The following is a 25,290-nucleotide window of genomic DNA, read 5'->3' on the forward strand; positions in this document are numbered from 1 at the left end:
GATCCGCCGGATTCGTGAGCAGATCGTGCCCACGTGCGCAGATCGGGACGCCGAACCGACCTACTTCATCGTGTCGAGGATGCCGACCAGGTCGTCGAAGGTCGTGAGCGGGTTGAGGATCGCGAAGCGCGTGTTCGGTCGCCCGGCGTGCGAGCTGGGCACCACGAAGGCCCGCTGCGAGTCGAGGAGGGCCGCCGACCACCGGTCGTAGTCGGCCCGCGCCCAGCCCTCGCGCTCGAAGACGACGACCGACAGTTGCGGATCGCGCACGAGCCGCAGCTTCGGACGCCGAGCGATCTCGACGGCGATCCGCTTCGTGAGCGCGAGCGTGCTGCTGACGGCATCCCGATACGCGGTGACGCCGTAGGTCGCGAGCGAGAACCACATCGGCAGTCCGCGCGGGCGCCGGGTGAGCTGGATCGAATAGTCCGACGGGCTGAACTCGTCGACGTCGGTGAGGATGTCGAGGTACTCGGCGTGCTGGGTGTGGGCCCTGCGACCGTTGTCGGGGTCTCGGTAGATCAGGGCGCAGCAGTCGAACGGCGCGAACAGCCACTTGTGCGGGTCGACGATCACCGAGTCGGCGCGCTCGACGCCGGCGAAGATCGGCCGCGCCTCGGGGGCGAGCATCGCGGTGAGCCCGTAGGCGCCGTCGATGTGCAGCCAGAACTCGAACTCGTCCTTGAGCGCCGCAATGCCGGCGATGTCGTCGACGATGCCGAAGTTCGTCGAGCCGCCGGTCGCCACGACCGCGCAGATCTCGTCGCCGTGCGCGGCGAGCGCTTCACGCACGGCATCCGCTCGCAGCACACCGTCGTCACCGGCCGGGACGAGGAGCACATCGGCATCCATCACGCGCGCAGCCGATTTGTTCGAGGAGTGCGCCTCGACGCTGCAGACGATCTTCCAGCGCGTCGGCAGCTCCTTGCCGGCGGCGACCAGGCGGGCCTTCGCGGCCTCCCGTGCCGCGACGAGCGCGGAGAGGTTGCCGATCGTGCCGCCCTGCACGAATACGCCGCCGGCGGTGTCGGGCAGCCCGAACTCCGCGGCGAGGAACGAGAGCACCTCGTTCTCGGCGTGCACTGCCCCGGCTCCCTCGAGCCAGCTGCCGCCGTAGAGACCGGATGCCGAGACCACCAGGTCGAACGCGATCGCCGCCATGGTCGGCGCGGTCGGGATGAACGACAGGTACAACGGGTGGCTGGTCGTCAGGCACGCGGGTGCGAGCACGTGCTCGAACAGGCTCAGTGCGCGCGAAGCTCCGAGCCCGGCATCCGTGATCGTCGCCCCGATCAGGCGGTTGAGCTCGGCTTCGGTCTGCGGCTTGTCGAGCGGCACGTCGGTCGCGAGCATCCGTCGCCGGGAGTAGTCGAGCACGGCATCGACGATCGCGGTCGACTCGGGCGACGCGGCGTGCATACGGTCAGCACTCATGGGCGTTCCTCACTTGTTCGGGTCGTGCGGCTTCGGATGACGACTTCTGGGCGGTCGACCACGGCGGAGACCGTGCGGCGGGCGAGATCCGCTCGGTCGCGGGGCGCCCACTTCACGAGGGAGTGGGCACTCATCCCGTCGACCATGGCGAGCAGCATCCAGGCGGCGAATGCCGGGTCGGCCGTGTCGTCGGGATCCTCGGATGCCGCCCGGGCGATGACCTCTTCGAGCCGGCTCTGCCACAGGTCCATCTCGGCGCGGACGCGCTCGCCCAGCGGTTCGTTGCGCACGCCGAGCGACCAGGCCTGCACCCAGACCAGGGCGACGTCGTCGCGGGATCCGTCGAGCAGCGTCTCGACCAGTCGCTGCAGACTCACGCGCAGTCCGCCCGCGGGCGAGAACTCGTCGAGCACCTCGTCGCGTTCGGCGGCGACGATCGCACCGAAGACCTCGGCGACGAACGCGTCCATGACCGGGCGATAGTGGGCGACGAGTGCGGGCGTCACTCCGACGTGGGCGGCGATCGCGCGCACCGTGAGCATGTCGATCCCCTTCGCCCGCGCCATCTCGACGGCGCCGTCGACGATCGAGCGCTCGCGCTCCTCCGGCGGCATCCGCCGCGATGCGGGTGCTCTTGACGTCGTGTTCATCGAGGGCTACCGTAGCACCCGTTGATCATGTGTTCAATAGCGCGGATGCTGTGGAGCAGGTCAGCAGCGAGGAGATCACCATGAGCTGGCGCATGCCCGCCGAGACCGCCCCCCACGATCGCACCTGGATGGCGTTCCCCGCCGAAGGACAGACACTCGGCGAGACCGCCGCCGAGCGCGAAGAGGGCTACGCGACCTGGTCGGCCGTCGCGAACGCCGTCGCCGAGTTCGAGCCGGTGTCGATGCTCGTCGATCCGGCAGAGCTCGACCGCGCACGACGCATGCTCAGCGGCAGCATCGAGATCATCGAGGCACCGGTGGACGAGTTCTGGATGCGCGACTCCGGCCCGACCTTCGTCGTCGACGACGAGCGCCCCGGCGTGCTCGGCGCGGTCGACTGGATCTTCAACGGCTGGGGCGCACCCGACTGGGCCGAATGGCGCCTCGCCGCCGAGCACGCCCGCATCGTCGCCGACGCCGTCGGGGCGGAGCTCGTCAGCTCGGTGCTCGTGAACGAGGGCGGCGGCATCCACGTCGACGGCGAGGGCACCGTGCTGCTCACCGAGACAGTGCAGCTCGACCCGCGGCGCAACCCGTTCGCCGACAAGGCCCGTGTCGAGGCCGAGATGCTCCGCACGATCGGTGCCACGAAGGCCGTCTGGCTGCCCCGTGGCCTCACCCGCGACTACGACGACTTCGGCACGAACGGCCACGTCGACATCGTCGCGACGATCGTCGCGCCCGGTCGCCTCCTCCTGCACGACCAGCAGGACCCCGACCACCCCGACCACGCCGTCACGCGTGAGCTTCGCGCGCACCTGGAGCAGCAGACGGATGCCGCGGGGCGCCGTTTCGAGGTCATCGGGCTGCCCGCCCCGGCGACCCTCCGCGACGACGAGGGCTTCGTGGACTGGAGCTACGTCAACCACCTCGTCACGAACGACGGCGTGGTGGCGTGCGGCTTCGGCGACGAGAAGGCGGATGCTGCGGCGCGAGCGATCCTCGCGGACGTGTATCCGGGGCGTCGCGTCGTGACGGTCGATGCCCGCCCGCTGTTCGACCGCGGCGGCGGCATCCACTGCATCACGCAGCAGCAGCCATCGCTCGGGAGTGCGCACTCATGATCGACGTCGTCGAAGCCACGATCGCCGACCTCCGCCACGCGCTCGAGGCGGGCACCGCCAGCTCCGTCGAGCTCGTCGACGCCTACCTCGCCCGCATCGCCGCGTACGACGGACCCGACACGGAGACCGCTCTCAACGCGGTCGTCGTCGCGAACCCGGCGGCGCGCGCGGAGGCCGCGGCATCCGATGCCCGCCGGGCGCGTGGCGAGACGCGCGGCCCGCTGGACGGCATCCCGTACACGGCGAAGGACAGCTACCTCGTCGAAGGACTCACCGCGGCGGCCGGCAGCCCGGCCTTCGCGGACCTCGTCGCCCAGCGCGACGCGTTCACGATCGAGCGCCTGCGCGCCGCCGGTGCGATCTGCCTCGGACTCACGAACATGCCCCCGATGGCGAACGGCGGCATGCAGCGCGGCGTCTACGGCCGCGCCGAGAGCCCGTACAACGCCGACTTCCTGACCGCCCCCTTCGCTTCGGGTTCGTCCAACGGATCGGGAACGGCGACGGCCGCGAGCTTCGCGGCCTTCGGACTCGGCGAGGAGACCTGGTCGAGCGGACGCGGCCCCGCGACCAACAACGCCCTCTGCGCCTACACCCCCTCGCGCGGTGTGATCTCGACCCGCGGCAACTGGCCCCTCGTGCCGACGATGGACGTCGTCGTGCCGCACGCCCGCAGCATGGCCGACCTGCTCGAGGTGCTCGACGTGATCGTCGCCGACGACGCCGAGACCCGGGGCGATTTCTGGCGGGCACAGCCGTGGATCGCGCTTCCCGCGGCATCCGCCATTCGGCCCCCGTCGTATCGTGCGCTGGCCACGGACGCGTCGCTCGACGGCGCGCGCATCGGCATCCCGCGCATGTACATCAACGCCGATCCGGATGCCGGAACAGGCGACGCCCCGGGAATCGGCGGCCCGACCGGCCAGCGCATCGAGACGCGGGCGTCCGTGATCGCGCAGTGGGAGGCGGCACGCCGAGACCTCGAAGCGGCCGGAGCGACCGTCGTCGAGGTGGACTTCCCCGTCGTGTCGAACTACGAGGGCGATCGCCCCGGAGCGCCGACCGTCATGACGCGCGGACTGGTGTCTTCGGAGTACCTGCACCGCGAGATCGTCGACCTCTCGGCCTTGGGGTGGGAGGACTTCCTGCAGGCCAACGGCGATCCAGCCCTGCACACTCTCGCCGACGTCGACGGTGCCACGATCTTCCCGCAGCCGGAGGGAGCTCTCCCCGACCGGTACACGGGCTTCGACGACGACATCGCCGAGTACCCGGACTGGGTGCGCGCCCACCCCGGCGTCGGATTCGAAGACATGCCGGAGCTCGCCGACGGGTTGCGTGGGCTGGAGGAGACGCGGCGCCTCGATCTCGAGGAGTGGATGGACGAGCTCGGCCTCGACGCGGTCGTGTTCCCCGCAGTGGCGGACGTCGGACCGGCGGACATGGACGTCGACGCAGCATCCGCCGATCTCGGTTGGCGCAACGGCACGTGGATCGCCAATGGCAACCTGGTCGTGCGACACCTCGGCATCCCGACCGTCACCGTGCCGATGGGGCTGATGGCCGACATCGGGATGCCGATCGGCCTGACCTTCGCCGGCCGCGCCTACGACGACAACCGCCTGCTGCAACTCGCCGCGGCGTTCGAGGCGTCCGGCGCTCCGGGCACACGCCGCACGCCTCCGTCGCGGACCCCGAGACTCTCGGCGAGTTCTCCGCGGCGGCACCTACGCTGAGCCGCATGGACAACGGCTCGATCCTCTTGGTCTTCCTCATCGGGCCGCTGCTGCCTGTGACGATCGCCATCCCGGCCGTGTTGGTGTTCGGCATCGGGTACGTCGTCCATGCCCTGACCGGCGTCGTGATCAGCTCCGTGGTCGAGGGCAGCCGTCCGCGCCGCGAGCGCGCCTATGTGAGAAAGCACCAGCGCGACATTTCAGATCTATGACGCTCGCCACGTAACTGATATGTTCGGGGAATGAGCGAAGAGAACGAGCGCGCGCTGGAATCCGGCATCGTCACGGACCTGTCCGGGAAGATGACCTACGGGTCGTACCTCGCCCTCGATCAGCTCCTCACGGCGCAGCGCCCGGTGAGCGTGCCGGAGCACCACGACGAGATGCTGTTCATCATCCAGCACCAGACCACCGAGCTCTGGCTCAAGCAGCTGCTGCACGAGCTCTCCTCGGCTCGCGAGCTGCTCGCCAGCGACGACCTCCGCGACGCGCTGAAGCGGATCGCCCGGGTCAAGAAGATCCAAGACGTGATGACCCAGCAGTGGGCGATCCTCGCGACGCTCACCCCGACCGAGTACGCCCAGTTCCGCGGCGCGCTCGGCAACTCGTCCGGCTTCCAGTCCGTGCAGTACCGCGCCGTCGAGTTCGCGCTCGGCAACAAGAACGAGAAGATGCTCAGCGTCTTCGCCGACCACCCCGCGAACCTCGCGCTGCTCACGGCCGAGTGGGAGAAGCCGACGCTGTACGACGAGTTCCTCCGCTACGCCTCGCGCCGCGGACTCCCCGTGCCCGCCGCGATCCTCGAGCGCGACGTGCGCGAGCCCTACCGCGAGACGCCCGAACTCGTGCCGGCAATCCGCGAGATCTACCAGAACCACCAGGACAACTGGGATCTCTATGAGGCGTGCGAGGACCTCGTCGACCTCGAGGACAACTTCCAGTTCTGGCGATTCCGGCACCTGAAGACCGTGGCCCGCACGATCGGTATGAAGGTCGGCACCGGCGGCTCCAGCGGCGTCGGCTTCCTGCAGCGCGCGCTCGACCTGACGTTCTTCCCCGAGCTCTACACGGTGCGCACGGAGATCGGCGGCTGATGAAGGCCGCGACCTTCTTCGACGGCGGCGGATGGCGCGAAGGCGTCGTCGAGATCGGCGACGGCGGGCGGATGCTGCTGCGAGAAGTGGCCGTGCCGGACGACTTTCCGCGCCTCGACGGCGTGATCACGGGCGGTTTCACCGATCACCACGTGCACCTGCAGCTCGTCGACCACACGCTGCTCACCGACTCGGTGCTCGGTCGCGTGGTCGACCTCGGCGCGAATCCCGAGGCGATCGCCCGGCTGGCCGTTCACGATTCAGTCAGTTCTTCGCCTGGCCGCCCCTCAGCACCGGGTCCGGGTCAGCCCGCTGAAGTTCTTGCTGAATTGTGCACGCCCCCGGTCGCGATCGAGTTCGCGGGAGCCTTCCTCACCCCGCCAGGCGGCTATCCGTCCGACCGCGACTGGGCGCCCGCCGGTTCGTTCCGCGAGGTCGCGAGCACCGAAGAAGCTGCGGCCGCCGTCGCCGAAATGGCCGCAGCCGGGGCCAGTCTCATCAAGCTCGCGAGCAACAGCGACGCCAGTCCGGTGTTCGACGACGACCTCTTCCGCGCGATCATCGACCTCGCCGCCGAACGAAGCCTTCCTGTCGTCGTCCACACGCAAGGCCCCGGTCAGGCGCAGCGCGCCGCCCGCCTCGGCGCGACCACCCTCGCCCATGCCCCGTTCACCGAGCGCCTCACCGACGACGAGATCGCCGAGCAGGCGGCATCCGTCACCTGGATCTCGACACTCGCGATCCACGACGGCGCCGAATACCGCACCGCGGTCGACAACGTCCGCCGCTTCCATGCCGCCGGCGGCATCGTGCTCTACGGCACCGACATGGGCAACGGCCCGACCCCGGTCGGCCTGAACCCGCGCGAGATCGCCGCCCTGCGCGAGTCGGGCATCGACGGCCTCGACCTGCTGCGACTACTCGCCCCGGCCGATCCACGCGATCCGGCATCCGCTCTCTTCCTCCTCCCCGGCGACGCCGATCCGCTCCGCGCCCGCCGACTCAGCCCCGCCGACCTGAAGGTGTGACATGACCGACCTCCTCGACACCGCCCGCGCCCTCGACGCCGCCGACCCGCTCGGCGCGCACCTCGACGCCTTCCTCGAGGCCCCCGGCGTCACCGCGTACCTCGACGGCAACTCTCTCGGCCGCCCGTTGCGCGACATCCCCGAGAAGATCGCCGCGTTCGTTCGCGACGACTGGGGCACGCGGCTCATCCGCTCCTGGGATGAGCAGTGGATGGCTCTGCCGATGGAGCTCGGCGACCGCATTGCGCGCGTGGCCCTCGGCGCCGCGGCCGGCCAGACGGTCGTCGCCGACTCGACGAGCGTGCTCATCTACAAGCTCATGCGCGCGGCCCTCGGCGCCGCCGGCGACGGACGCACCGAGCTCGTGATGGAAGCCGGCAACTTCCCGACCGACCGGTTCCTCGCCGAGGGAGTCGCGGCCGAGACCGGGATGACGCTGCGCTGGCTCGAACCCGACCCGGTGCGCGGCGTGACGATCGCCGATGTCGAGGCGGTCGTGTCGGAGCGCACCGCGCTCGTGTCGCTGAGCCACGTCGACTACCGCTCCGGCGCCCTCGCCGACATGCCGGGCATCACCGCGGCCGTGCGCGAGGCCGGCGCCCTGATGATGTGGGACCTCTGCCACTCCGCCGGCGTGATCCCGATGCAGCTCGACGCGTGGGGCGTCGACATCGCCGTCGGGTGCACGTACAAGTACCTCAACGGCGGCCCCGGATCCCCCGCGTTCGCCTACCTGCGCCACGGGCTGCAGGGCGTGTTGCGGCAGCCGATCCAGGGATGGTGGAGTGCGGCCGACATCTTCGCGATGGGCCCGGAGTACGCGCCGGCCGGCGACATCCGCCAGCTGCTCAGCGGCACCCCACCCGTCACGTCGATGCTCGCGATGCAGGGGATGCTGGAGCTCATCGAGCAGGCCACGATCGACGGCGTGCGGGCCAAGTCGACCTCGCTCACCGGCCTCGCCGTGCAGGCCTACGACGAGATTCTCGCGCCTGTCGGCGTGCGCCTGCTGAGCCCCCGCGACCCGGAGCTCCGCGGCAGCCACGTGACGATCGGGCACCCCGACTTCCGTGAGGTCACGCAGCGCCTGTGGGCGGACGGCATCATCCCGGACTTCCGCTTCCCCGACGGCATCCGCCTGGGATTGTCTCCGCTGAGCACCTCGCATGTCGAGACGGTCACGGGCGTCCTCGCCGTGCGCGACGCGCTGGAGTCCGATGGCCGCTGACCCTTCGACGAACTCAGGGACCCAGGCCGTGCTGGACGACATCGATGCACGTCCCGGCAGCACGGCCTCGCTGCTCCGCACGCTGATCGGCGTCTACCTGCGGCCGCTCGGCGGCTGGATCTCCGCGGCCGATCTCGTCGCCCTGGCGGGCGATCTGGGCATCCCGACCGCGCAGGCGCGCACCGGAATCGCCCGGCTGAAGCAGAAGGGCCTCCTGCTCGCCGAGCGCGAAGGAGCGATCGGCTATCGCCTCAACCCGGATGCCGTCGGCATGCTGGAGCGCGGCGACCGCCGCATCTTCGAGATGCGCGAGATGACGGATGCCGCCGACTGGTGCCTCGTCTCGTTCTCGATCCCGGAGAGCGAGCGCCACATCCGTCACCAGCTCCGTCGCCGCCTGCAATGGATCGGCGCCGGCATCGTGTCGCCGGCTCTGTGGATCTGCCCGGGGCACCTGCAGGACGAGGTTCTCGAGATCCTCGACGATCTCGACGCGCGCCGGTGGGTGACGCTGTTCCAGGCTTCGGCGCCGGTCCCACCGGATTCGCTGGTCGAGGCCGCCGCGCAGTGGTGGGACCTCGCGGCGCTGCGCGCCGAGCACCTCGCGTTCCAGACGTCACTCGCGACCTTGCCGAGCGAACCGTTCGCCGCGTACGTGCAACTCATCGACAGCTGGCGGGTGCTCCCCTACACCGATCCCGGCCTGCCGCCGTCGATGCTGCCGACGGACTGGCCGGGCCGGCGCAGCTTCGACGAGTTCGCGCGGCTCTCGGCGGCGCTGGCTGAGCCCGCGTGGGAGCACGTGCGCGCTCTCACCCTGGCGCGCTGAGAGTCAGAGCGGAGGAGATCGGCACAGGGGAGGACTGATTCGGCCGGACAGCCCCTCCGAACTGCAGATTCCCTCCCCAGCGCAGCGGGCCGCGCTCTCACCCGGCGGGTCGCGCCGTCGTCGCCCTGACCACCAGCCGGGTCGGGAGGGTCACGTGCAGCTCATCGAGCTCCCTGCCCTCCAACAGAGCGAACACCATGTCGGCCGCCACCGCGCCGAGCTTCCGCATCGGCTGCTGGATCGTCGTCAACGGCAGCACGCGGCGTGATGCCTCGGGCACATCGTCGAAGCCGATGACCGACAGGTCCTGCGGCACCCGCAGCCCCATCTCCTGCGCGACCTCGATCACGGCGATCGCGGACAGGTCGTTCGCCGCGAACACCGCCGTGGGCCGCGAGTCACGTGCCAGCATCAGGCGGGCGGAATCCCGCGTCGTCTCGAGTTCGTAGCGCCCGACGCCGACCAGGGCCGGATCGATCGGGATGCCCGGCATCCGACAGCGCCCGCCGGTAGCCGGCATCGCGCAACCCGGCCGAGCGCAGGTCGGGGCGCCCTGCCAGGAACCCGATCCGGCGGTGGCCGAGCTCGATCAGATGACGGGTCGCCGTCAGCGCGCCGCCGAAGCTGTCCGACTCGACCGTCGGCAGATCGGCCCGCCCCGTGTGCGGGTCGATCGCGACGACGGGGATCTCGGTGGCGGCGCTCACGACCGTCGGCGTCACCATGATCGCCGCGTCGATGAGCGTGCCGGAGAGCCGGCTCAGCGAGCGCCGCTCCCACCCGTCGCCGGCACCGCGGTGAGAGCCGCTGTAGGCCAGCAGGTCGAAGGCCGTGTCGTGCACCGCCGTGCCGACGCCCTTGAGGATCTCGGCGCTGAACGGCTCGAAGTCCGCCAGCAGCACGCCGATCACGCCGGTCCGCCGTGCCCGCATGCTGCTGGCCACGAGACTCGACTCGTAGCCGAGCTCGCGCACCGAATCGAGCACCCGCTGCACCGTGGCATCCGCGATCCCGTAGCGTCCGTTGACCGCTTTGGAGACGGTCGACACCGAAACCCCCGCCGCCTTCGCGACATCGTGGATCGTCGTTCTCCCGCTCATGTCTGGTCAGCGTAGCCCCGCCGCGCCCGCGATGGAAACTGTTTTCGAAAACGTTTGACGACACGCCACCCCGCCAGAAGACTCATCCCACCGCGGCCTCACCCGAGCTGCCGCGGGCGCCCCGCAGCGACGCGCGGCGCCACTCGATGAGGAGAACAATCACATGATCAGCAGAAGGCTCCCCCTCGTCTCCGCGGCGGTCCTCGCCGTCGGAGCACTCGCACTCTCGGGCTGTACCGCAGGCGACACCGGCGATGGCTCCGGAGGCGACGGCGCGGCCATGACTCTCTGGCACAACTCCACCACCGGACCGGGCGTCGAGTTCTGGGAGGCCACCGTCGCCGACTTCGAGAAGGCGAACCCCGGGGTCACGATCGACATCCAGTCGATCCAGAACGAAGACCTCGACGGCAAGCTCCAGACGGCCCTCAACTCCGGCGACGCCCCCGACATCTTCCTGCAGCGCGGCGGCGGCAAGATGGCCGCGATGGTGAAGGCCGGGCAGCTCAAGGACCTGACCGAGGCGATCGAGGGACCGGCGGCGGAGGAGATCCCGGATGCCGCGTACTCGGCGAACAGCCTCGACGACAAGATCTACGCGATGCCGGTCGCCGTGCTCCCGGGCGGGCTGTTCTACAGCCAGGACCTGTTCGATGAGGCGGGCATCACCGAGAACCCGACCACGATCGACGAGCTCGAGACCGCGACGGAGGCGCTCAAGGCCGCCGGCATCGATCCCGTCGCGCTCGGCGCGAAGGATGCCTGGCCGGCCGCGCACTGGTACTACTGGTTCGCGCTCCGCGAGTGCAGCTCCGACACGCTCGCCCAGGCCGCCGACGAGATGAACTTCGACGACGACTGCTGGATCCGCGCGGGTGAGGACCTGCAGGAATTCGCGGCGACCGAGCCGTTCAACAGCGGCTTCCTGACCACGACCGCGCAGCAGGGTGCCGCCAGCTCTGCCGGCCTCATCGCCAACCACCAGGCGGGAATGGAGCTCATGGGCGCCTGGAATCCGGGCGTCATCGGCTCGCTGACGCCCGACCAGAAGCCGCTCGCGGATCTCTCCTGGTTCCCGTTCCCCGAGGTCGAGGGCGGCGAGGGCGAACCCGGCTCGATGATGGGCGGCGTCGACGGCTACTCGTGCTCGGTCGATGCACCGGACGCGTGCGTCGACTTCCTGAACTACCTCGGCACGTCCGAGGTGCAGACGGCGTACTACAAGGCGTTCAACGCGCCGCCGGTCAACACCGTCGCCCAGGAGGCCGTCACCGAGCCGTACCTGCAGACGATCCTCGAGGCATACAACGCGGCGCCCTACGCGTCGCAGTGGCTCGACACCGTCTACGGGCAGAACGTCGGCAACGCGCTCAACGTCGCCGTGGTGACGATGCTGGCAGGCCAAGGATCCCCGGAGGACATCGTCCAGGCTGTCAAGGATGCTGCAGCGAAGGCGTAAGGCGCTCGCCCGGCTGGAAGTGATCCTTCTGGCCGGGCCCGCCCTGCTCGTCTTCCTCGCCTTCGTGATCTTCCCCGTGCTGATGGCCGCGTTCTACGGCTTCTTCAGCTGGCAGGGGTATGGCCCGCCGACGGACTTCGTGGGTCTCAAGAACTACCTCACGATCCTGCAGGACCCGCTGTTCCACGACGCACTCCAGCACAACGGCGTCATCCTGGTGATGTCGCTCGTGCTGCAGGGGCCGGTCGCGATCCTTCTCGCCCTGCTCCTGAACCGGCGGATGCGGGGGCAGTCGCTGATCCGCGTGCTGATCTTCGTGCCGTACGTGATCTCGGAGGTCGTCGTCGGCACGGGCTGGAGCCTGATGCTGCAGACCAGCGGCGCCCTCAACGCGCTCCTGACCAACATGGGCCTCGGATGGCTGGCGAACGACTGGTTGTCCGACCCGGGCATCGCGATCTGGACGCTGATGGCGATCATCACGTGGAAGTACGTCGGCTTCGCCGTCATCCTCTTCCTCGCCGGTCTCCAGGGCATCCCGGAGGAGCTGCACGAGGCGGCGGCCATCGACGGGGCCTCGTACTGGCAGATCCAGTGGCAGATCACCCTGCCGCTGCTGGCGCCGACGCTGCGCATCTGGGCATTCCTGTCGATCATCGGCTCGCTGCAGCTGTTCGACCTCGTCTACATCATCTGGGGGCAGTACATCGCCTCCACCGCCGGCACCTCGACCATGGCCACCTACATGGTGTCCGAGGGGCGGAACGCCGGGAACTTCGGGTACGGGAACGCGGTCGCCGTGGTCCTGTTCCTCATCTCCCTCGTGGTCGCCCTGATCTACCAGCGGGCCGTCCTCAAACGGGACACGGATGGCGCTCTCACCGGCGCCGGGAGCAGGAAGGGCAAACGATGACCGCCACCGCCGCACTCATCACCCCGCGGACCGGCCGCGGCCGGAAGGCGCGGTCACGACTGCCCTGGGCGAACCCCGCGGTGTACTTCGTCGCCCTGATCGCCGTCGGGCTGATGCTCGCGCCGATCCTGTACATCATCATCGGCGGCTTCCGCACGAACGCGCAGATCACGACGGACCCGTCCGGGCTGCCGCAGCCGTGGATCCTGTCGAACTACCTCGACGTGCTCACCGGCGGCATCTTCTGGCGGCAGGTGCTGAACTCGCTCATCGTGGCACTCGCGACGACCCTGGGGGTCGTGGCGCTCGGCCTGATGGCGGCCTATGTGCTGGCGCGCTACCGGTTCGCCGGTCGCGGCGTGCTCTACGCCTTCTTCGCCGCGGGACTCATGTTCCCTCTGACCGTCGCGATCACCCCGCTGTACATCGTGGTGCGCAACCTCGGCCTGATGAACTCCCTCGGCGGGGTCATCCTGCCGCAGATCGCGTTCGCGCTGCCGACGACGATCATCATCCTGGTGCCGTTCCTGCGGGCGATACCGGACGAGATCCAGGAGGCCGCCTTCATCGACGGATGCAGCCGCCTCGGCTTCTTCTGGCGGATGGTGCTGCCGCTCTCACTCCCCGGAGTGATCACGACCGGCATCCTCGCGTTCATCGGCAGTTGGAACGGGTACCTGCTTCCGCTGTTCATCCTCAACGATGCGGCCGCGTTCACACTGCCGCTCGGGGTGCAGTCGTTCGCGTCGCAGTACTCGGTCGACACCGCCAAGGTGCTGGCGTTCACCTCCCTCTCGATGATCCCGGCGCTCATCTTCTTCAGCCTGTTCGAGCGGCGCATCGTCGGCGGACTCACCGGGGCGGTCAAGGGATGACCGCGGTGCACCCGGCGACAACCCGCACGACGGCCGTGCACACGTCAAAGAAAGAGACCATCGTGTCGCAGCAGAACTCCCTCCCCCGCCTCTCACCGCGCGTGGAATCGCTCCTCGCGCAGATGACGCTGGAGGAGAAGCAGGCGCAGCTCGTCGGTTTCTGGGTGGACCAGGGCGATGAGGTGGTCGCGCCGCTCGCCGGCGAGAAGAAGAGTTCGACGAGGTACGAGGAGGCGAGCTCGCACGGCATCGGGCATCTCACCCGCGTCTACGGCACGCGGCCGGTCGACCCGGTCGAGCGGGCGCAGTGGCTCTGGTCCGAGCAGGCGCGACTGCAGCGCGAGACCCGTCTCGGCATCCCCGCGATCGTGCACGAGGAGTGCCTGACCGGGCTGGCCGCGTGGAAGGCCGCGACGTTCCCGACGCCGCTGGCCTGGGGGGCGTCGTTCGACCCGGGGCTGGTGGAAGAGGTGGGCGCGGCCATCGGCGAATCGATGCGAGCGCTCGGCATCCACCAGGGGCTCGCACCCGTGCTCGATGTGATCCGCGACCCGCGGTGGGGGCGGGTCGACGAGTGCATCGCCGAGGATCCGCTGGTCGTCGGCACGATCGGCACCGCGTATGTGAAGGGGCTCCAGTCCTCTGGCGTGCACGCGACCCTGAAGCACTTCGTCGGCTACTCGGCGTCGCGGGCAGGACGCAACCATGCGCCGGTGCACGCCGGTCCGCGCGAGATCGAAGACGTGCTGCTCCCGCCGTTCGAGATGGCGGTCCGCGAGGGCGGAGCGCGCAGCGTCATGAACTCCTACACCGACATCGACGGGGTGCCCGTCGGGGCGGATCCGCGGTACCTCACGGGCGTGTTGCGGGACCGCTGGGGCTTCGACGGCGTCGTCGTCTCGGACTACTTCGCGGTGGACTTCCTGCGGAGCATGCACCGGGTCGCGGCCGATTCGGCGGATGCTGCGCGCCTCGCGCTCACCGCCGGCATCGACGTCGAGCTCCCGTCGCCCGACGCGTATGTGACTCTCGCCGAGCAGGTGCGCGATGGGCGGGTGCCCGAGTCCGTGCTCGATCGGGCAGTGGCTCGTGTGCTGTCCCAGAAGGAGGAGCTGGGCCTGCTGGATGCGGACTTCTCGACGCCACCGGCATCCGTCGATCTGGACTCCCCCGCGCATCGCGAGCTCGCCCGGCGTCTGGCCGAGGAGTCGGTCGTGCTGCTGAGCAACGACGGCGTACTCCCGCTGGCGCCGTCGACCGGATCCCGGATCGCGGTGATCGGCCCCAACGCCGACAGCGCCGAAGCGCTCATGGGCTGCTATTCGTTCGTGAACCACGTGCTCGCGCATCATCCGGATGTCCCGGCTGGGATCGCGCTCCCGACCGTGCTCGAGGCGTTGCGCGACGAGTTCTCGCATGCCGCGATCGCGCACGCGGTCGGCAGCGATGTGGAGAGTGGGAACCGCAGCGGCATCGCAGCCGCGGTCGCCGAGGCGGAGTCCGCTGACATCGCGATCGTCGTCGTCGGCGACAGGGCCGGGCTGTTCGGTCGCGGAACCGTCGGCGAGGGGAACGACGTCGAGTCGCTCGAACTCCCCGGCATCCAGCGCGAACTGGTCGAGGCGGTCGTCGAGAGCGGCACGCCGGTGATCCTGATCGCGATGACGGGGCGCCCGTACGCGCTCGACTGGGCGCTGCCCCCGCGCGCCGGTGGGGCGGGCGCGATCGTGGGTCTCGGCGCGGTGAACTCGGCCGCGCCGGCATCGATCGCCGCGACTGCTGCGACTGCCACCGCCGCACGTCCGGCCGCCGTGCTGCAGGCGTTCTTCCCCGGCGAGGAGGGCGGTCCGGCGCTCGCGCGCGTGCTCAGCGGTCGAGTGTCGCCATCCGGCCGTCTGCCGGTGTCGCTCCCCCGCTCGGCCGGAGCCCAGCCGTACTCGTACCTGCACCCTGTGCTGGGTGGCCGGGCCGACGTGACGAGTGCCGATCCGACCCCCGCGCGGCCCTTCGGGTTCGGGTTGAGCTACACGACGTTCGCCCATGACGATCTCGTGGTTTCGCTCACCGATGACACGCTGCGCGCGACGGTGCTCGTGCGCAACACGGGCGATCGGGAGGGCACCGACGTCGTGCAGCTCTACGTGAACGACGAGATCGCCAGCGTCACCCGGCCGGTGGCCCAGCTGATCGGCTTCCAGCGCGTCACGCTCGCCGCGGGGGCCGACCAGCGCGTCACGTTCGACGTGCCCCTCGACCGCCTCGCGTTCACCGGCACCGACGGCATCCGCCGGGTCGAACCCGGCCGGTTCCGCCTCTGGGTCGGCAGCGCCTGCGACGACGAGGAGACGGTGGCGACGCTCGAGGTGGACTGAGCCGCCGTCTCCCCGTCGCTCCGGAGGGGATCCGCGCTGCGGAGGGGCCTATCCTCCAGATCGGTCCTCCGGAGCGCAGATCTCCTCCCGATCAGCCGGCGACCTCGCGGAGGAACCCGGTCACGTGCTCCTGCAGCCGGAGGATGCGCATCTCGCGTGCGAGCTCACGGTCGTACCCCTGGTATGCGAGCGGCGGCAGGATCCGCACGGTGCGGGAGCAGCCGAACTCGGCACACGTGAGCACGCCGACCGTGTCGCCCTTGCGACCGGCCGCGCCGGCACGGCGGGCGACGAACAACTGCACGTCGTTGCGGAGCGTGACGTCCTCGCACCACGAGCACTGGGCCCGGGCGAGCACGCGCTGCTCGGCGCGCTGCAGCATGACCCCGACCGGGGCATCGTCGATCCAGGTCACGACGTACGCGCGTCGCGGCATCTTCGGGTCGGTCCAGCCGAGGTAGTCGAGCTCGTCGAAGTCGATGTCGGCCAGGCCGGCGGGGAGGTGGAGGGTCGCGACCTCCTTGCGGGAGGCGTTGAGGAAGGAGTCGCGGATTCCGCGCTCGTCGATGGGACGCATGAGAGTTGTGCTTTCGGAGTGGTCGCCGCAGAGGGCGAGTCGATCAGGATGAGGTTTCCCGGCGACGGATGCCGGGTGCGACGCAGCACCGGGGACGGGGGTTCCGCCTCCGGCTGGTCCTCAGCCTCTGTCTGCGGCGCGGAAGGCGCCTGCAGCTCCGTTCTGCGCCCGAGGGGCGCTCATCGACAACAGCACCCGGCGAGCTTACACCTGTTTGTTTCACTCCGTGTCGGCTCGCCTTCCACCCCAGGAGCACCCGACCTACGCTTTCGGAAACGCCCGATCCTGAAGGAGACCACCGTGTCCACGCCCCTGAACCGCCTTTCGCCCCTCTCGGTGCGTGAGCGTTCGGCGTGCATGTGCCAGCACGGTGACCGGTGCTCCTCGTTCGCTCCCGGTCACGCGCTGCACCTGATCCAGGCGCGCATCGCGTCGGCGACACCGACCGAGTGGGTCGACGGGATCGTCGAATCGGCGGATGCTGCATCGGGCGACCTCGTCGTGCGCAGCCTCGACGGCGCAGCGCACGCGCTGTGGAACGCATCCGGTGCCGCTCTCGAGGCGGCTCCCGGCACGCCGGTGGCTCTGCACGCGCGCTACGGCGTGCTCGCGGTCGGCCGCACCCAGTTCAACGTCGCGGCGGCGTAAAGCGGGTCCGAGCGAGAGTCAGGCGCTCGCCATCATCATGTCCTTCATGGCGGTGCAGGCGTCCATGCAGGCCTGGCACGCCTGAGCGCACATCCGGCAGATCTCGCTGTGGTCGGCATGCTTCATGCACTCGTCCATGCACATCTTGCACATCGCGATGCAGGCGTTCAGCATCGACATCATCGCGGCGGGCGACATCCCCTGCATCCGCATCATCGAGCGCATCATCGTGTTGCACATGTCGGCGCAGTTCATGCACGCCGGAGCGCAGTCCATCAGCTGGGTGGAGCACACGGTGCACGCCTGCTCGCACGCGGAGCAGGCATCCATACACGCCTGCATCACCGACATGTCGAGCATCTCCACGTTCGGCATCGACTCCATGTTCTTCGACATGGCGCCCATCATCATCGAGTCCATCGCACACCGCTTCCTTCGTCGAGAGATCCGCGGGCAGGAACCCGCCTTGGCGCCAGGCTAGTCCTCCGGGCGGCCCACGTCGATGGGCGGCGGAGCGTTGACACGGCATCCGCTGATTGTCAATCCCTTGGCCCGGATCGCGACGGTTTGCGAGGCTGTGGAACCAATCGATCCGCCGAGGAGAGGAGCAGCACATGAGTGCCGCAGATGACATCAAGAACGCCGCAGAGAAGGCCGCCGGCAAGGTCAAGGAAGGCATCGGCAAGGTCACCGACAACGAGCGACTCGAGGCCGAGGGCAAAGCCGACCAGGCCAAGGCCGACGTCAAGCAGGCCGGCGAGAACGTCAAGGACGCCGCCAAGAACGCGTTCGACAAGTGAGGCCCGCCGACGGGCCGGCCTCACTTGTGGGGGTCAGGCCCGTCGGCTCCCACTGATCGCCCGGAGGACCAGGCCGACCCAGAGCAGGAACTGAAGCGACCGGTACCTCTCAGGTGCCACCGGAAAGGGGTTGGTGATCATGCCGAGCAGGCGAAACAACTCTCTGAAGGATCCGGAACTCTACGAGGAGCTCCGTGATGACGGAGCGTCGAAGGAGAAGGCCGCGCGCATCTCCAACGCCGCGGCGAGAGACGGACGCGAGGCCGTCGGTCGGCGCGGCGGCGAGAGCGGCGACTACGACGACTGGACGGTGCCCGAGCTGAAGAAGCGCGCGAAGGAGCTGGGCCTGACCGGCTACAGCAAGAAGCGCAAATCCGAGCTGATCTCCGCACTCAGGAACCACTGAGGCGCGGGTGGCGCGCTTCGGCATCGAGGAGGAGTTCCTCCTTCTCGACGAGCAGGCCCTCGTCCCGCTGGCCATGGCCGACGGCGCGCGTGAGCGCATCACGCGGCTCCGCACCGGCGGCGTCGTCACCACCGAGTACCTCACCTCCCAGGTGGAGACGGCCACCGAACCGGTGACCACGACCGCCGAGGCCGGGACCCAGCTGCGACACCTCCGGGCCCTCGTGGGCTGGACCGCGCAGGAGCAGCAGGCGATCGCGGCGTCCACCGGGAACCCGTTCGCGACGACGCGATCGCCCATCATCTCCCCCTCATCGCACTACGACGATGTCGCTCACCGGCTGGCGCACCTCACTCGCGAGCACGAGGTGAACGGGCTGCACGTGCACGTCGAGGTGACCGACGCGGAGGAGCGCATCCGCGCCCTCAACCGCATCCGCGGGTGGATGCCGGCGCTGTTGGCACTCACCGTCAACAGCCCCTTCGCGAACGGCATCGATGCCGGGTTCGCGAGCTGGCGCAGCGTGCTCATCCGCCGATTGCCCTCTTCGTGGTGCCCTCCGCGTTTCCACGACTACGACGACTACGTCTCCCACATCGGTCAGCTGCTCGCACTCGGGACCATCGGCGAAGCGGCCTCCCTCTCCTGGGCCGTGCGGGTGTCGGAACGGTATCCGACGGTCGAGGTGCGGGTGTTCGATGCGCAACTCGAACCGGCGGACTCCGTGCTCGCCGCCGCGATCTGCCGGGCGCTCGCACTGTCGGACGACCGGTCCCTGACGAGCGACCACATCGACGGCATCGACGCGTCGCTGTGGACCGCGGCGCGCGCAGGGATGGAGGCGCGCATCGTCGATCCGACGACGGGTGAGGTCGCCGACGCCTGGACCGTCGTGGAGCGGATGCTGGCGGCGAGCGCCCCCGCGCTGCAGGAGCACGGAGACGAGGAGTACGTCGCCGCGGGGATCGAGCGTCTCCGCACGGTCGGCACCGGAGCGGCACGCCAACGGCGAGCGTTCGAGCACAGCGGGGTGGCCGGCCTCGCCGCGCTCCTGCGTGCGGGCACCCCGCCGCCAGCCAGGAGCTGAACAGTCATAAGGCGGACTGCCTGAAGCGAATCCCGGCCGTCATCATCGACGGTGTTGCCGGACATATCCCATGTAACGACCCTTCAGGATGGGAAATGACATGGATACTCACGATCGTCTGGATGCGCTGCTCGCAAACTCGGCCCCCGAGAGCCTGCAGGTCGGCGACGACCTGATCCGGGACATGGATCGGGTCGCCGCGGCGAGCCGGCTGCACGAGAACGCGAAACGACCACGGGTGCGGCGGATTCCGCGAGTGGTCGCCGGCGTCAGCCTTGCGCTGCTGCTCAGCGGCGGCGCGGGTGCAGCCGTCGCGGCGGGAGGCTTCGACTGGCTGCCCTGGGCGCAGGATCCCGATATCGCCTACACCTTCACCCTCCCCAGCGGGCGCGAGTGCGAGGAGCGCGTCGTCCTCGAGCAGATGGAACAGACCGGCGACTGGGAGGCGTTCGTCGCTGCAATGGGCCGACTGAAGGTGACCGAGGCGAGCGTCGAACGGTGGTCGGCGGAGATCCGCTCCGATCCGACCGCGATCGTCCAGGTACTGAACGCGGAAGGGGACTGGGAGGATCCGGCTGCCGGCGTGGAGCCGACTGAGGACGACTGGTACGCGGTCGCGCACCACGTCGCCCTCAGCGAGGCGATGAACCGCGTCTCTGCCGAGGCGGGGGTCGATGGATGGTGGACGTCAGACGCACAGTCCCAGTGCGAGGCCGTGACGCCGTGACCTCGATCGCAGACAAGCAGCGCATGTTGACCGCGGTGCTGCACGACGCGAACGTCGACATCCTGCGCTATCTCCACCGACGCGTCGGTGGAGATGCGCCCGACTTGTTCGGAGAGACGCTCCTGGTGGCCTGGCGGCGCATCGATGATCTTCCGACTCACCCGACCGAGATCCGGATGTGGCTGTTCGGACTCGCACGAGGGACGCTCCTGAATCATGCCCGCGGCGAGCGTCGCCGTCTCGCTCTGGTCGACCGGCTCCGGTCTCACGTGCCAGCAGGAGGTACCGCGCCAGCGGCGGATGAAGGCAGCGACGTCCGGGACGCGATCGCCCGCCTCCGGCCGGAGTTCGCCGAGATCGTCCAGCTCGTGCATTGGGAGGGGTTCACACTGGCGGAGACGGCGACGATCATCGGCATCCCTGCCGCTACCGTGCGTTCCCGCTACGCCAGAGCCAAGGAAGATCTGCGGGCGGCGCTCGGCGTCACAGCCTGATCGACGGAGGCGGGACAGGGGCGGGGCGGGGCGGGGGCGTCGGCGAGACCCTCCCGACCGCCCTTGCCCCCTCCGGCCGGGAGTAGTCTCAGCCTGTGGCAGCCTCCTTCGCCCCCGTCCAGCGTCTCGTGATCTCGATCGCGGTGCTCGCCTCCTTCGTCACCTTCCTCGACGGCACGGTCGTCAACGTCGCGCTGCCCGCCATCAGTCGCGAGATCGGCGGAGGCATCACGACACAGCAGTGGGTGGTGGATGCGTATCTGATCACACTGAGCGCGCTGATCCTGCTCGCCGGATCCGTGTCCGACGCATACGGTCGCGTGCTGGTGATGCGGATCGGGCTGATCGCCTTCGGTGTGGCATCCATCGCTGTCGCGGCGGCGTTCGACCCGCTCACGCTGATCGTCGCCCGCGCCGCGCAGGGTGCGGCCGGTGCACTCCTGGTGCCGAGCTCTCTGGCGCTGATCACCGCGACCATGCGCGCCGAGGTGCAGGCCAGGGCGATCGGCGTCTGGACAGCGTTCACCACGGGGGCGATGCTCGTCGGTCCGCTGCTCGGCGGCCTGTTCGTCGACTTCCTCTCCTGGCGTTTCGTCTTCCTCATCAACGTCGTTCCGATCGCGATCACCCTCTTGCTGCTGAGCCGGCTGCATCTGCCGGAGCAGGAGCGGCGGGTGAAAGTCGACTGGTGGAGCGGCGCGCTCTGCGCGATCGGCCTCGGCGCGGTGGTGTTCGCACTCATCGAGCAGCCGAACCTCGGGTGGCAGTCGCCGGCGATCTGGCTCCCGGCCGTCATCGGCGTCGCGCTCTTCGTGCTGTTCCTGCTGCGTCAGCGCGGAACCGCGACACCTCTCATGCCGCTCTGGCTGTTCCGGGTGCGCGACTTCGGCTGGGGCAACCTCGCCACGCTGTTCGTGTACGCCGCGCTGTCGCTGAACGGCTTCGTGGTCGGCGTCTACCTGCAGCAGGGCGCCGGGCTCAGCGCGACCGCCGCGGGGCTGGCGAGCCTGCCCATGACGATCCTGATGATCCTGCTCAGTTCGCGCGCCGGCGCGTGGGCCGGGCGGTGGGGTCCGCGCATCTTCATGACGGTCGGACCGCTGATCATGGCTGCCGGCGCCCTGATGCTGCTGACGGTCGGGGCTGACTTCGACTACTGGTGGCAGGTGCTGCCGGCGATGATCGTGATGGGACTCGGACTCTCCCTCACCGTCGCCCCGCTCACCGCCGCGATCCTCGGCGCAATCGACGAAGGGCACTCCGGCATCGCATCGGCGGTGAACAACGCGGTCTCCCGCGTCGCGGGACTGCTGGTGGTCGCGATGCTGTCGACCATCGTCGGCGGAGCGCTCGACCTCGGCGGCTTCCACAACGCCGCCTGGGTCACCGCCACCCTGCTGGTGCTCGGCGGAGTGGTGTCCTGGATCGGCATCCGGCGGAACCCCGCCGAGGCCGCGCCGGCAGCCGCCCCGGCATCCGATCCTGAAACTCCCTCCGATCTCGAACCCGGATCTGATCTCGCACCTCATTGACGCGGTCGAGGACCACAGGAAAGGGGCCCGCGCATCGCGCGAGCCCCTTCCTGTACTGGCCTGTCTCAGGTGACGGGGCTGAGCGACTTCGCGATGTGCGTGTGCACGGCCTTCAGCCACGACACCAGGAACTCGACGGTCGAGTCGTCGGTGACCTCGCCGTCTTCGGTGACGAGTCCGTCACGCATGTGGATGTAGGCCTCCGGCTGCGACAGCTCGGGCGAGGCGAGGAACGACAGGATCGAGCGCAGGTGCTGCTGGGCGACAGCGGTGCCGATCGGGCCGACCGAGCCGCCGATGACGGCGGAGGGCTTGCCCGCGAGGCTGTTCTGCCCCCACGGGCGGCTCGCCGTGTCGAGCGCGTTCTTGAGCACGCCGGGGACCGAGCGGTTGTACTCGGGGGTCACCAGGATGATGGCGTCGGACTCCTCGATCGCCTGCTTGAACTCGGCGGCCTCGGCGGGGATCGACCCGTCGTTGTCGGCGGAATAGAACGGCAGGGGCGCGATCGGGATCTCGGTGAGCTTCAGGTCGGCCTGCGGCGCGAGCTTCACCAGCGCGCGGGAGAGCCGGCGGTTGATCGAGGTCGAGGAGATGCTGCCGACGAGGAAGCCGACGTTGTAAATGGTCATACGGGCGAGGTCCTTTCCAGGGTCCATGCAATTGCATGTACCGGCAACGACCGTCTCGGGGCGGGCATTCCCGATCGGACATATGAATCCGGTGAGAGCCCACAACGACGACCGATAGTGTGCCGGAATGCCCCTTCGCCCTGCCGCCACCCGCGGGCTGCACGCCGCCGCGGCCGCCGGCGCCCTCCTGCTCGTTGCCGGGTGCGCTCCCGCGACCGACACACCCCCTCCCGCATCCGCATCCGCACCGTCCTCCGGAGAGTGGGCCCTGCCCCCGGCGGGAACGGGCGTCGACTACCAGCTGGGCGGCGCCTACGAGCCGGCCGCCGGCGTCGGTGTCGTCGGACGCGACCGCGCTGCCGAACCCGCGCCGGGGATCTATTCGGTCTGCTACGTGAACGGATTCCAGACGCAGCCCGGAGAGCTCGAGACGTGGGATGCGGCGCTGCTGCTGCACCGCGACGGCGAGGTCGTCTTCGACCCGGACTGGCCGGATGAGGCTCTCCTCGACACCTCGACGGCTGACCGTCGTGAGCGGATCGCAGCGGTCGTCGTCCCCTGGATCGAGGGATGTGCGGATGCCGGATTCGATGCGGTCGAGTTCGACAACCTCGACACCTACACCCGCTCCGACGGCGCTCTCTCCCTCGACGACAACCTGGCTCTGGCGACCGCGTTCGTCGATGCCGCGCACGACGCCGGGCTCGCGGCCGGGCAGAAGAACTCCGCCGAGGACGCCGCCGTGCTCCACGACGACGCGGGCTTCGACTTCGCGGTGACCGAGGAATGCGCGGTGTACGAGGAATGCGAGGCGTACACCGAGGTCTACGGGGAGGCCGTGATCGACATCGAGTACGCCGACGAGCTGCCGCGGTCGTTCGCAGAGATGTGCGCCGACGAGCGCTCGCCCGCGTCGATGGTGCTGCGCGACCGCGATCTGCTCACTCCGGCGGATGAAGGCTACGTGTTCGAGGCCTGCCCGTCCTGACGACGACGGGACCGGAAGACGGGACGACCGACGACAGACGATCCTGTTCCTGTCAACGGGCGGGTGAAACAGCCGCGCGTGCGCGAGTCTGAGCATCCGACCCGAGAGGACACTCCATGACCGATCCCCGCACGTATCCCGAGGACTCCGGCCCCTTCGACGCCGCAGCGGAAGCTGCCACCGACAAGCCCCAGGACGACAAGGTGTTCACCGCCGACGACGGCGTGGACCACGAAGAGGGCGAGACCGACGAGCTCGAAGAGGCCGACTGACCGCTCGCCGCTAGGCTGACCTCGTGACGAGGACGCGGGGGATGGCGGCCGGCGCGCGGGATGCCGCTGCCGGCGCGGCGCGCACCGTGTTCAGCCGCCGAGCCGCCCCGTTCTGGATCGCCGTCGCCGCGATCATCGGACTGCTCGCCGGGTTCATCGGCTTCGGCGGACTCGCCTCGGCGTCGCGGACCCCGACCATCGTCGCGAGCGGGCAGGAGGCGCGCACCTCGCTGTACTCCGCGGCTGTGCAGGAGGTGGAGCTCACCGACGCGGTGGAGAGTCAGTTCCTGGAGGCGGAGCCCGGGGAACAGCTGCTCGTGGTCACCCTGCGCCTGGAGAACCTGTCCGACCGCGCGGTCGGCGTCGACCGCTCGGCCGACCGCGTCGAGTCCCGGATGATCGTCGGTCGGGAGCCGATGCTCGAGCTGTCGGGCATCACCGCCACCGGCACCGCGCGATCGTGGCGCGCTGACGGCTCGGTGCGGGCGGTCATCCTGCAACCCGGCGTGCCGGCCGATGTGACGATCGCGTGGCCGGTCGCCGACGACGACACCACCGCGGAGGCGCTCGAGCGCGGCACCGTGCGCCTCGACGTCTACGACGCGGTGGAGCAGTCCGGCCAGGTCATCCTCGCGGCATCGACCATCAGCTGGCGGCGGGCCGACCTGAGCGCGCAGCTCAACCTCGAGGTGGCGCCGTGACCCGGCGCGCGATGAGTCGCGGGATGCGGCGCGGTGCGCCCTGGATCGTCGGGGCCGCCCTCGTCGTCGCCGCCGGAGCGGTGACGGCCGTGACACCGCCCGAGCAGGCACTGCTGGATCCGTTCGCGGTGGGCGGCGCCGACGGCGCGACCGTGACGACCAGACAGATCACCGCCACCGTCGTCGACATCTCGCGCACCGAGCGCGTGACGATGACGGATGCCGAGTGGGAGGCCGAGGGGAACTGGCTCGTCATCGAGTTGGCCGCCTCGGCGCCGACCACGGAGGTCGACGCCGCGATCGGAGTGGCGAGCCTGCTGATCGACGGCAGACTGTTCCAAGCCAGCGAGCGCCCGCCGGCCACGCTCGTCGGCACGAGTCTGCGAGTCGGCACCGACACGGTCGGGATGCTGGCATTCGAGCTACCGGACGACCTGCGCTCCGGCGACGGCGAACTGCGTCTCAGCGGACGCTATCCGACGCCCGAGCTCGATGACGTGGCCACGTTCCCCGTGCACCTCGACCGGGTCGAGACGACCGCCAGCGTCGAGATCGAAACGCCACGACTGGGGAAGCCATGACGG

27 protein-coding genes and 1 pseudogene are annotated in these 25,290 nt (G+C 69.6%); 23 read left to right on the forward strand and 5 right to left on the reverse strand.

The window, feature by feature from the left end:
* Window positions 1-60: 60 nt before the first annotated feature.
* Complete coding sequence (locus V5D55_RS01920) at window positions 61-1,434, reverse strand: pyridoxal phosphate-dependent decarboxylase family protein (RefSeq protein WP_435747105.1); 1,374 nt, start codon at window positions 1,432-1,434, stop codon at window positions 61-63.
* A complete protein-coding gene (locus V5D55_RS01925) occupies window positions 1,431-2,084 on the reverse strand; it encodes a TetR/AcrR family transcriptional regulator (RefSeq protein ID WP_435747107.1) in 654 nt (217 codons plus the stop codon). Before V5D55_RS01925 ends, V5D55_RS01920 begins: the two co-directional genes overlap by 4 nt.
* An 80-nt stretch (window positions 2,085-2,164) precedes the next feature.
* Here V5D55_RS01925 and V5D55_RS01930 point away from each other — a divergent pair, with 80 nt between their 5' ends.
* From V5D55_RS01930 to V5D55_RS01960, 7 genes are read left to right on the forward strand one after another with little or no spacing between them, the layout of a single operon-like run.
* The gene (locus V5D55_RS01930; RefSeq protein ID WP_435747109.1) at window positions 2,165-3,208 is read left to right on the forward strand and encodes an agmatine deiminase family protein; all 1,044 of its coding nucleotides are present in this window, start codon (window positions 2,165-2,167) and stop codon (window positions 3,206-3,208) included.
* Window positions 3,205-4,944, forward strand: a complete 1,740-nt coding sequence (locus tag V5D55_RS01935) for an amidase (protein WP_435747111.1) — start codon at window positions 3,205-3,207, stop codon at window positions 4,942-4,944. The genes V5D55_RS01930 and V5D55_RS01935 overlap by 4 nt, the downstream gene beginning before the upstream one ends.
* 5 nt (window positions 4,945-4,949) lie before the next feature.
* Complete coding sequence (locus V5D55_RS01940; protein WP_435747113.1) at window positions 4,950-5,156, forward strand: hypothetical protein; 207 nt, start codon at window positions 4,950-4,952, stop codon at window positions 5,154-5,156.
* 30 nt (window positions 5,157-5,186) lie between these two features.
* On the forward strand, window positions 5,187-6,038 hold the full coding sequence (locus V5D55_RS01945) for a tryptophan 2,3-dioxygenase (protein WP_435747115.1): 852 nt from the start codon (window positions 5,187-5,189) through the stop codon (window positions 6,036-6,038).
* Window positions 6,038-7,066 carry a hydrolase gene (locus V5D55_RS01950; protein WP_435747117.1) on the forward strand — a complete coding sequence of 343 codons (1,029 nt, stop codon included), beginning with the start codon at window positions 6,038-6,040 and terminating at the stop codon, window positions 7,064-7,066. Before V5D55_RS01945 ends, V5D55_RS01950 begins: the two co-directional genes overlap by 1 nt.
* A 1-nt stretch (window position 7,067) precedes the next feature.
* Entirely contained in the window at window positions 7,068-8,294 is a 1,227-nt protein-coding gene (locus V5D55_RS01955; protein WP_435747119.1) for a kynureninase, read from the forward strand.
* Window positions 8,284-9,123 (forward strand): PaaX family transcriptional regulator, encoded by an 840-nt coding sequence (locus V5D55_RS01960; protein ID WP_435747121.1) that lies wholly within the window; start codon window positions 8,284-8,286, stop codon window positions 9,121-9,123. The genes V5D55_RS01955 and V5D55_RS01960 overlap by 11 nt, the downstream gene beginning before the upstream one ends.
* A gap of 97 nt (window positions 9,124-9,220) precedes the next feature.
* Here V5D55_RS01960 and V5D55_RS01965 read toward each other — a convergent pair.
* Window positions 9,221-10,223, reverse strand: a pseudogene (locus V5D55_RS01965) (LacI family DNA-binding transcriptional regulator).
* Between the two features lie 163 nt (window positions 10,224-10,386).
* Here V5D55_RS01965 and V5D55_RS01970 point away from each other — a divergent pair.
* From V5D55_RS01970 to V5D55_RS01985, 4 genes are all read left to right on the forward strand, one after another.
* On the forward strand, window positions 10,387-11,682 hold the full coding sequence (locus V5D55_RS01970; protein WP_435747123.1) for an extracellular solute-binding protein: 1,296 nt from the start codon (window positions 10,387-10,389) through the stop codon (window positions 11,680-11,682).
* Window positions 11,663-12,595, forward strand: coding sequence for a carbohydrate ABC transporter permease (locus V5D55_RS01975; RefSeq protein WP_435747125.1), 933 nt, complete (start codon window positions 11,663-11,665; stop codon window positions 12,593-12,595). Before V5D55_RS01970 ends, V5D55_RS01975 begins: the two co-directional genes overlap by 20 nt.
* Window positions 12,592-13,470 carry a carbohydrate ABC transporter permease gene (locus V5D55_RS01980; protein WP_435747127.1) on the forward strand — a complete coding sequence of 293 codons (879 nt, stop codon included), beginning with the start codon at window positions 12,592-12,594 and terminating at the stop codon, window positions 13,468-13,470. Before V5D55_RS01975 ends, V5D55_RS01980 begins: the two co-directional genes overlap by 4 nt.
* Before the next feature lie 122 nt (window positions 13,471-13,592).
* Window positions 13,593-15,842, forward strand: a complete 2,250-nt coding sequence (locus V5D55_RS01985) for a beta-glucosidase family protein (protein WP_435749241.1) — start codon at window positions 13,593-13,595, stop codon at window positions 15,840-15,842.
* Between the two features lie 91 nt (window positions 15,843-15,933).
* Here V5D55_RS01985 and V5D55_RS01990 read toward each other — a convergent pair whose 3' ends face one another.
* Window positions 15,934-16,419 (reverse strand): FBP domain-containing protein, encoded by a 486-nt coding sequence (locus tag V5D55_RS01990; protein ID WP_435747129.1) that lies wholly within the window; start codon window positions 16,417-16,419, stop codon window positions 15,934-15,936.
* A gap of 300 nt (window positions 16,420-16,719) precedes the next feature.
* On the opposite strand from V5D55_RS01990, the gene V5D55_RS01995 reads away from it, so the two are divergent.
* From V5D55_RS01995 to V5D55_RS02030, 8 genes are all read left to right on the forward strand, one after another.
* The gene (locus tag V5D55_RS01995; protein WP_435747131.1) at window positions 16,720-17,067 is read left to right on the forward strand and encodes a hypothetical protein; all 348 of its coding nucleotides are present in this window, start codon (window positions 16,720-16,722) and stop codon (window positions 17,065-17,067) included.
* 136 nt (window positions 17,068-17,203) lie between these two features.
* Window positions 17,204-17,548, forward strand: a complete 345-nt coding sequence (locus tag V5D55_RS02000; protein WP_435747133.1) for a hypothetical protein — start codon at window positions 17,204-17,206, stop codon at window positions 17,546-17,548.
* Between the two features lie 133 nt (window positions 17,549-17,681).
* Window positions 17,682-17,867 carry a CsbD family protein gene (locus V5D55_RS02005; RefSeq protein WP_435747135.1) on the forward strand — a complete coding sequence of 62 codons (186 nt, stop codon included), beginning with the start codon at window positions 17,682-17,684 and terminating at the stop codon, window positions 17,865-17,867.
* Between the two features lie 139 nt (window positions 17,868-18,006).
* On the forward strand, window positions 18,007-18,273 hold the full coding sequence (locus V5D55_RS02010; RefSeq protein WP_435747137.1) for a DUF7218 family protein: 267 nt from the start codon (window positions 18,007-18,009) through the stop codon (window positions 18,271-18,273).
* A gap of 7 nt (window positions 18,274-18,280) precedes the next feature.
* The gene (locus V5D55_RS02015; RefSeq protein WP_435747139.1) at window positions 18,281-19,360 is read left to right on the forward strand and encodes a carboxylate-amine ligase; all 1,080 of its coding nucleotides are present in this window, start codon (window positions 18,281-18,283) and stop codon (window positions 19,358-19,360) included.
* Between the two features lie 100 nt (window positions 19,361-19,460).
* Window positions 19,461-20,087, forward strand: a complete 627-nt coding sequence (locus V5D55_RS02020; RefSeq protein WP_435747141.1) for a hypothetical protein — start codon at window positions 19,461-19,463, stop codon at window positions 20,085-20,087.
* Entirely contained in the window at window positions 20,084-20,581 is a 498-nt protein-coding gene (locus V5D55_RS02025) for an RNA polymerase sigma factor (protein WP_435747142.1), read from the forward strand. The genes V5D55_RS02020 and V5D55_RS02025 overlap by 4 nt, the downstream gene beginning before the upstream one ends.
* A gap of 95 nt (window positions 20,582-20,676) precedes the next feature.
* Window positions 20,677-22,113: an MFS transporter gene (locus V5D55_RS02030; RefSeq protein ID WP_435747144.1), complete on the forward strand. Its 1,437-nt coding sequence runs from the start codon at window positions 20,677-20,679 to the stop codon at window positions 22,111-22,113.
* 65 nt (window positions 22,114-22,178) lie between these two features.
* Here V5D55_RS02030 and V5D55_RS02035 read toward each other — a convergent pair whose 3' ends face one another.
* Complete coding sequence (locus V5D55_RS02035; protein ID WP_435747146.1) at window positions 22,179-22,745, reverse strand: NADPH-dependent FMN reductase; 567 nt, start codon at window positions 22,743-22,745, stop codon at window positions 22,179-22,181.
* A 127-nt stretch (window positions 22,746-22,872) separates the two neighbouring features.
* On the opposite strand from V5D55_RS02035, the gene V5D55_RS02040 reads away from it, so the two are divergent.
* The 4 genes from V5D55_RS02040 to V5D55_RS02055 all read left to right on the forward strand — a co-directional run bounded on the left by V5D55_RS02040 (window position 22,873) and on the right by V5D55_RS02055 (window position 25,287).
* Window positions 22,873-23,733 (forward strand): endo alpha-1,4 polygalactosaminidase, encoded by an 861-nt coding sequence (locus tag V5D55_RS02040; RefSeq protein WP_435747148.1) that lies wholly within the window; start codon window positions 22,873-22,875, stop codon window positions 23,731-23,733.
* A gap of 116 nt (window positions 23,734-23,849) precedes the next feature.
* Window positions 23,850-24,005 (forward strand): hypothetical protein, encoded by a 156-nt coding sequence (locus V5D55_RS02045; protein ID WP_435747150.1) that lies wholly within the window; start codon window positions 23,850-23,852, stop codon window positions 24,003-24,005.
* Between the two features lie 23 nt (window positions 24,006-24,028).
* On the forward strand, window positions 24,029-24,706 hold the full coding sequence (locus tag V5D55_RS02050; protein ID WP_435747152.1) for a hypothetical protein: 678 nt from the start codon (window positions 24,029-24,031) through the stop codon (window positions 24,704-24,706).
* Complete coding sequence (locus V5D55_RS02055) at window positions 24,703-25,287, forward strand: hypothetical protein (RefSeq protein WP_435747154.1); 585 nt, start codon at window positions 24,703-24,705, stop codon at window positions 25,285-25,287. Before V5D55_RS02050 ends, V5D55_RS02055 begins: the two co-directional genes overlap by 4 nt.
* Window positions 25,288-25,290 lie beyond the last annotated feature (3 nt).

Source organism: Microbacterium sp. PMB16 (assembly GCF_051294855.1).
Taxonomy (GTDB): domain Bacteria; phylum Actinomycetota; class Actinomycetes; order Actinomycetales; family Microbacteriaceae; genus Microbacterium.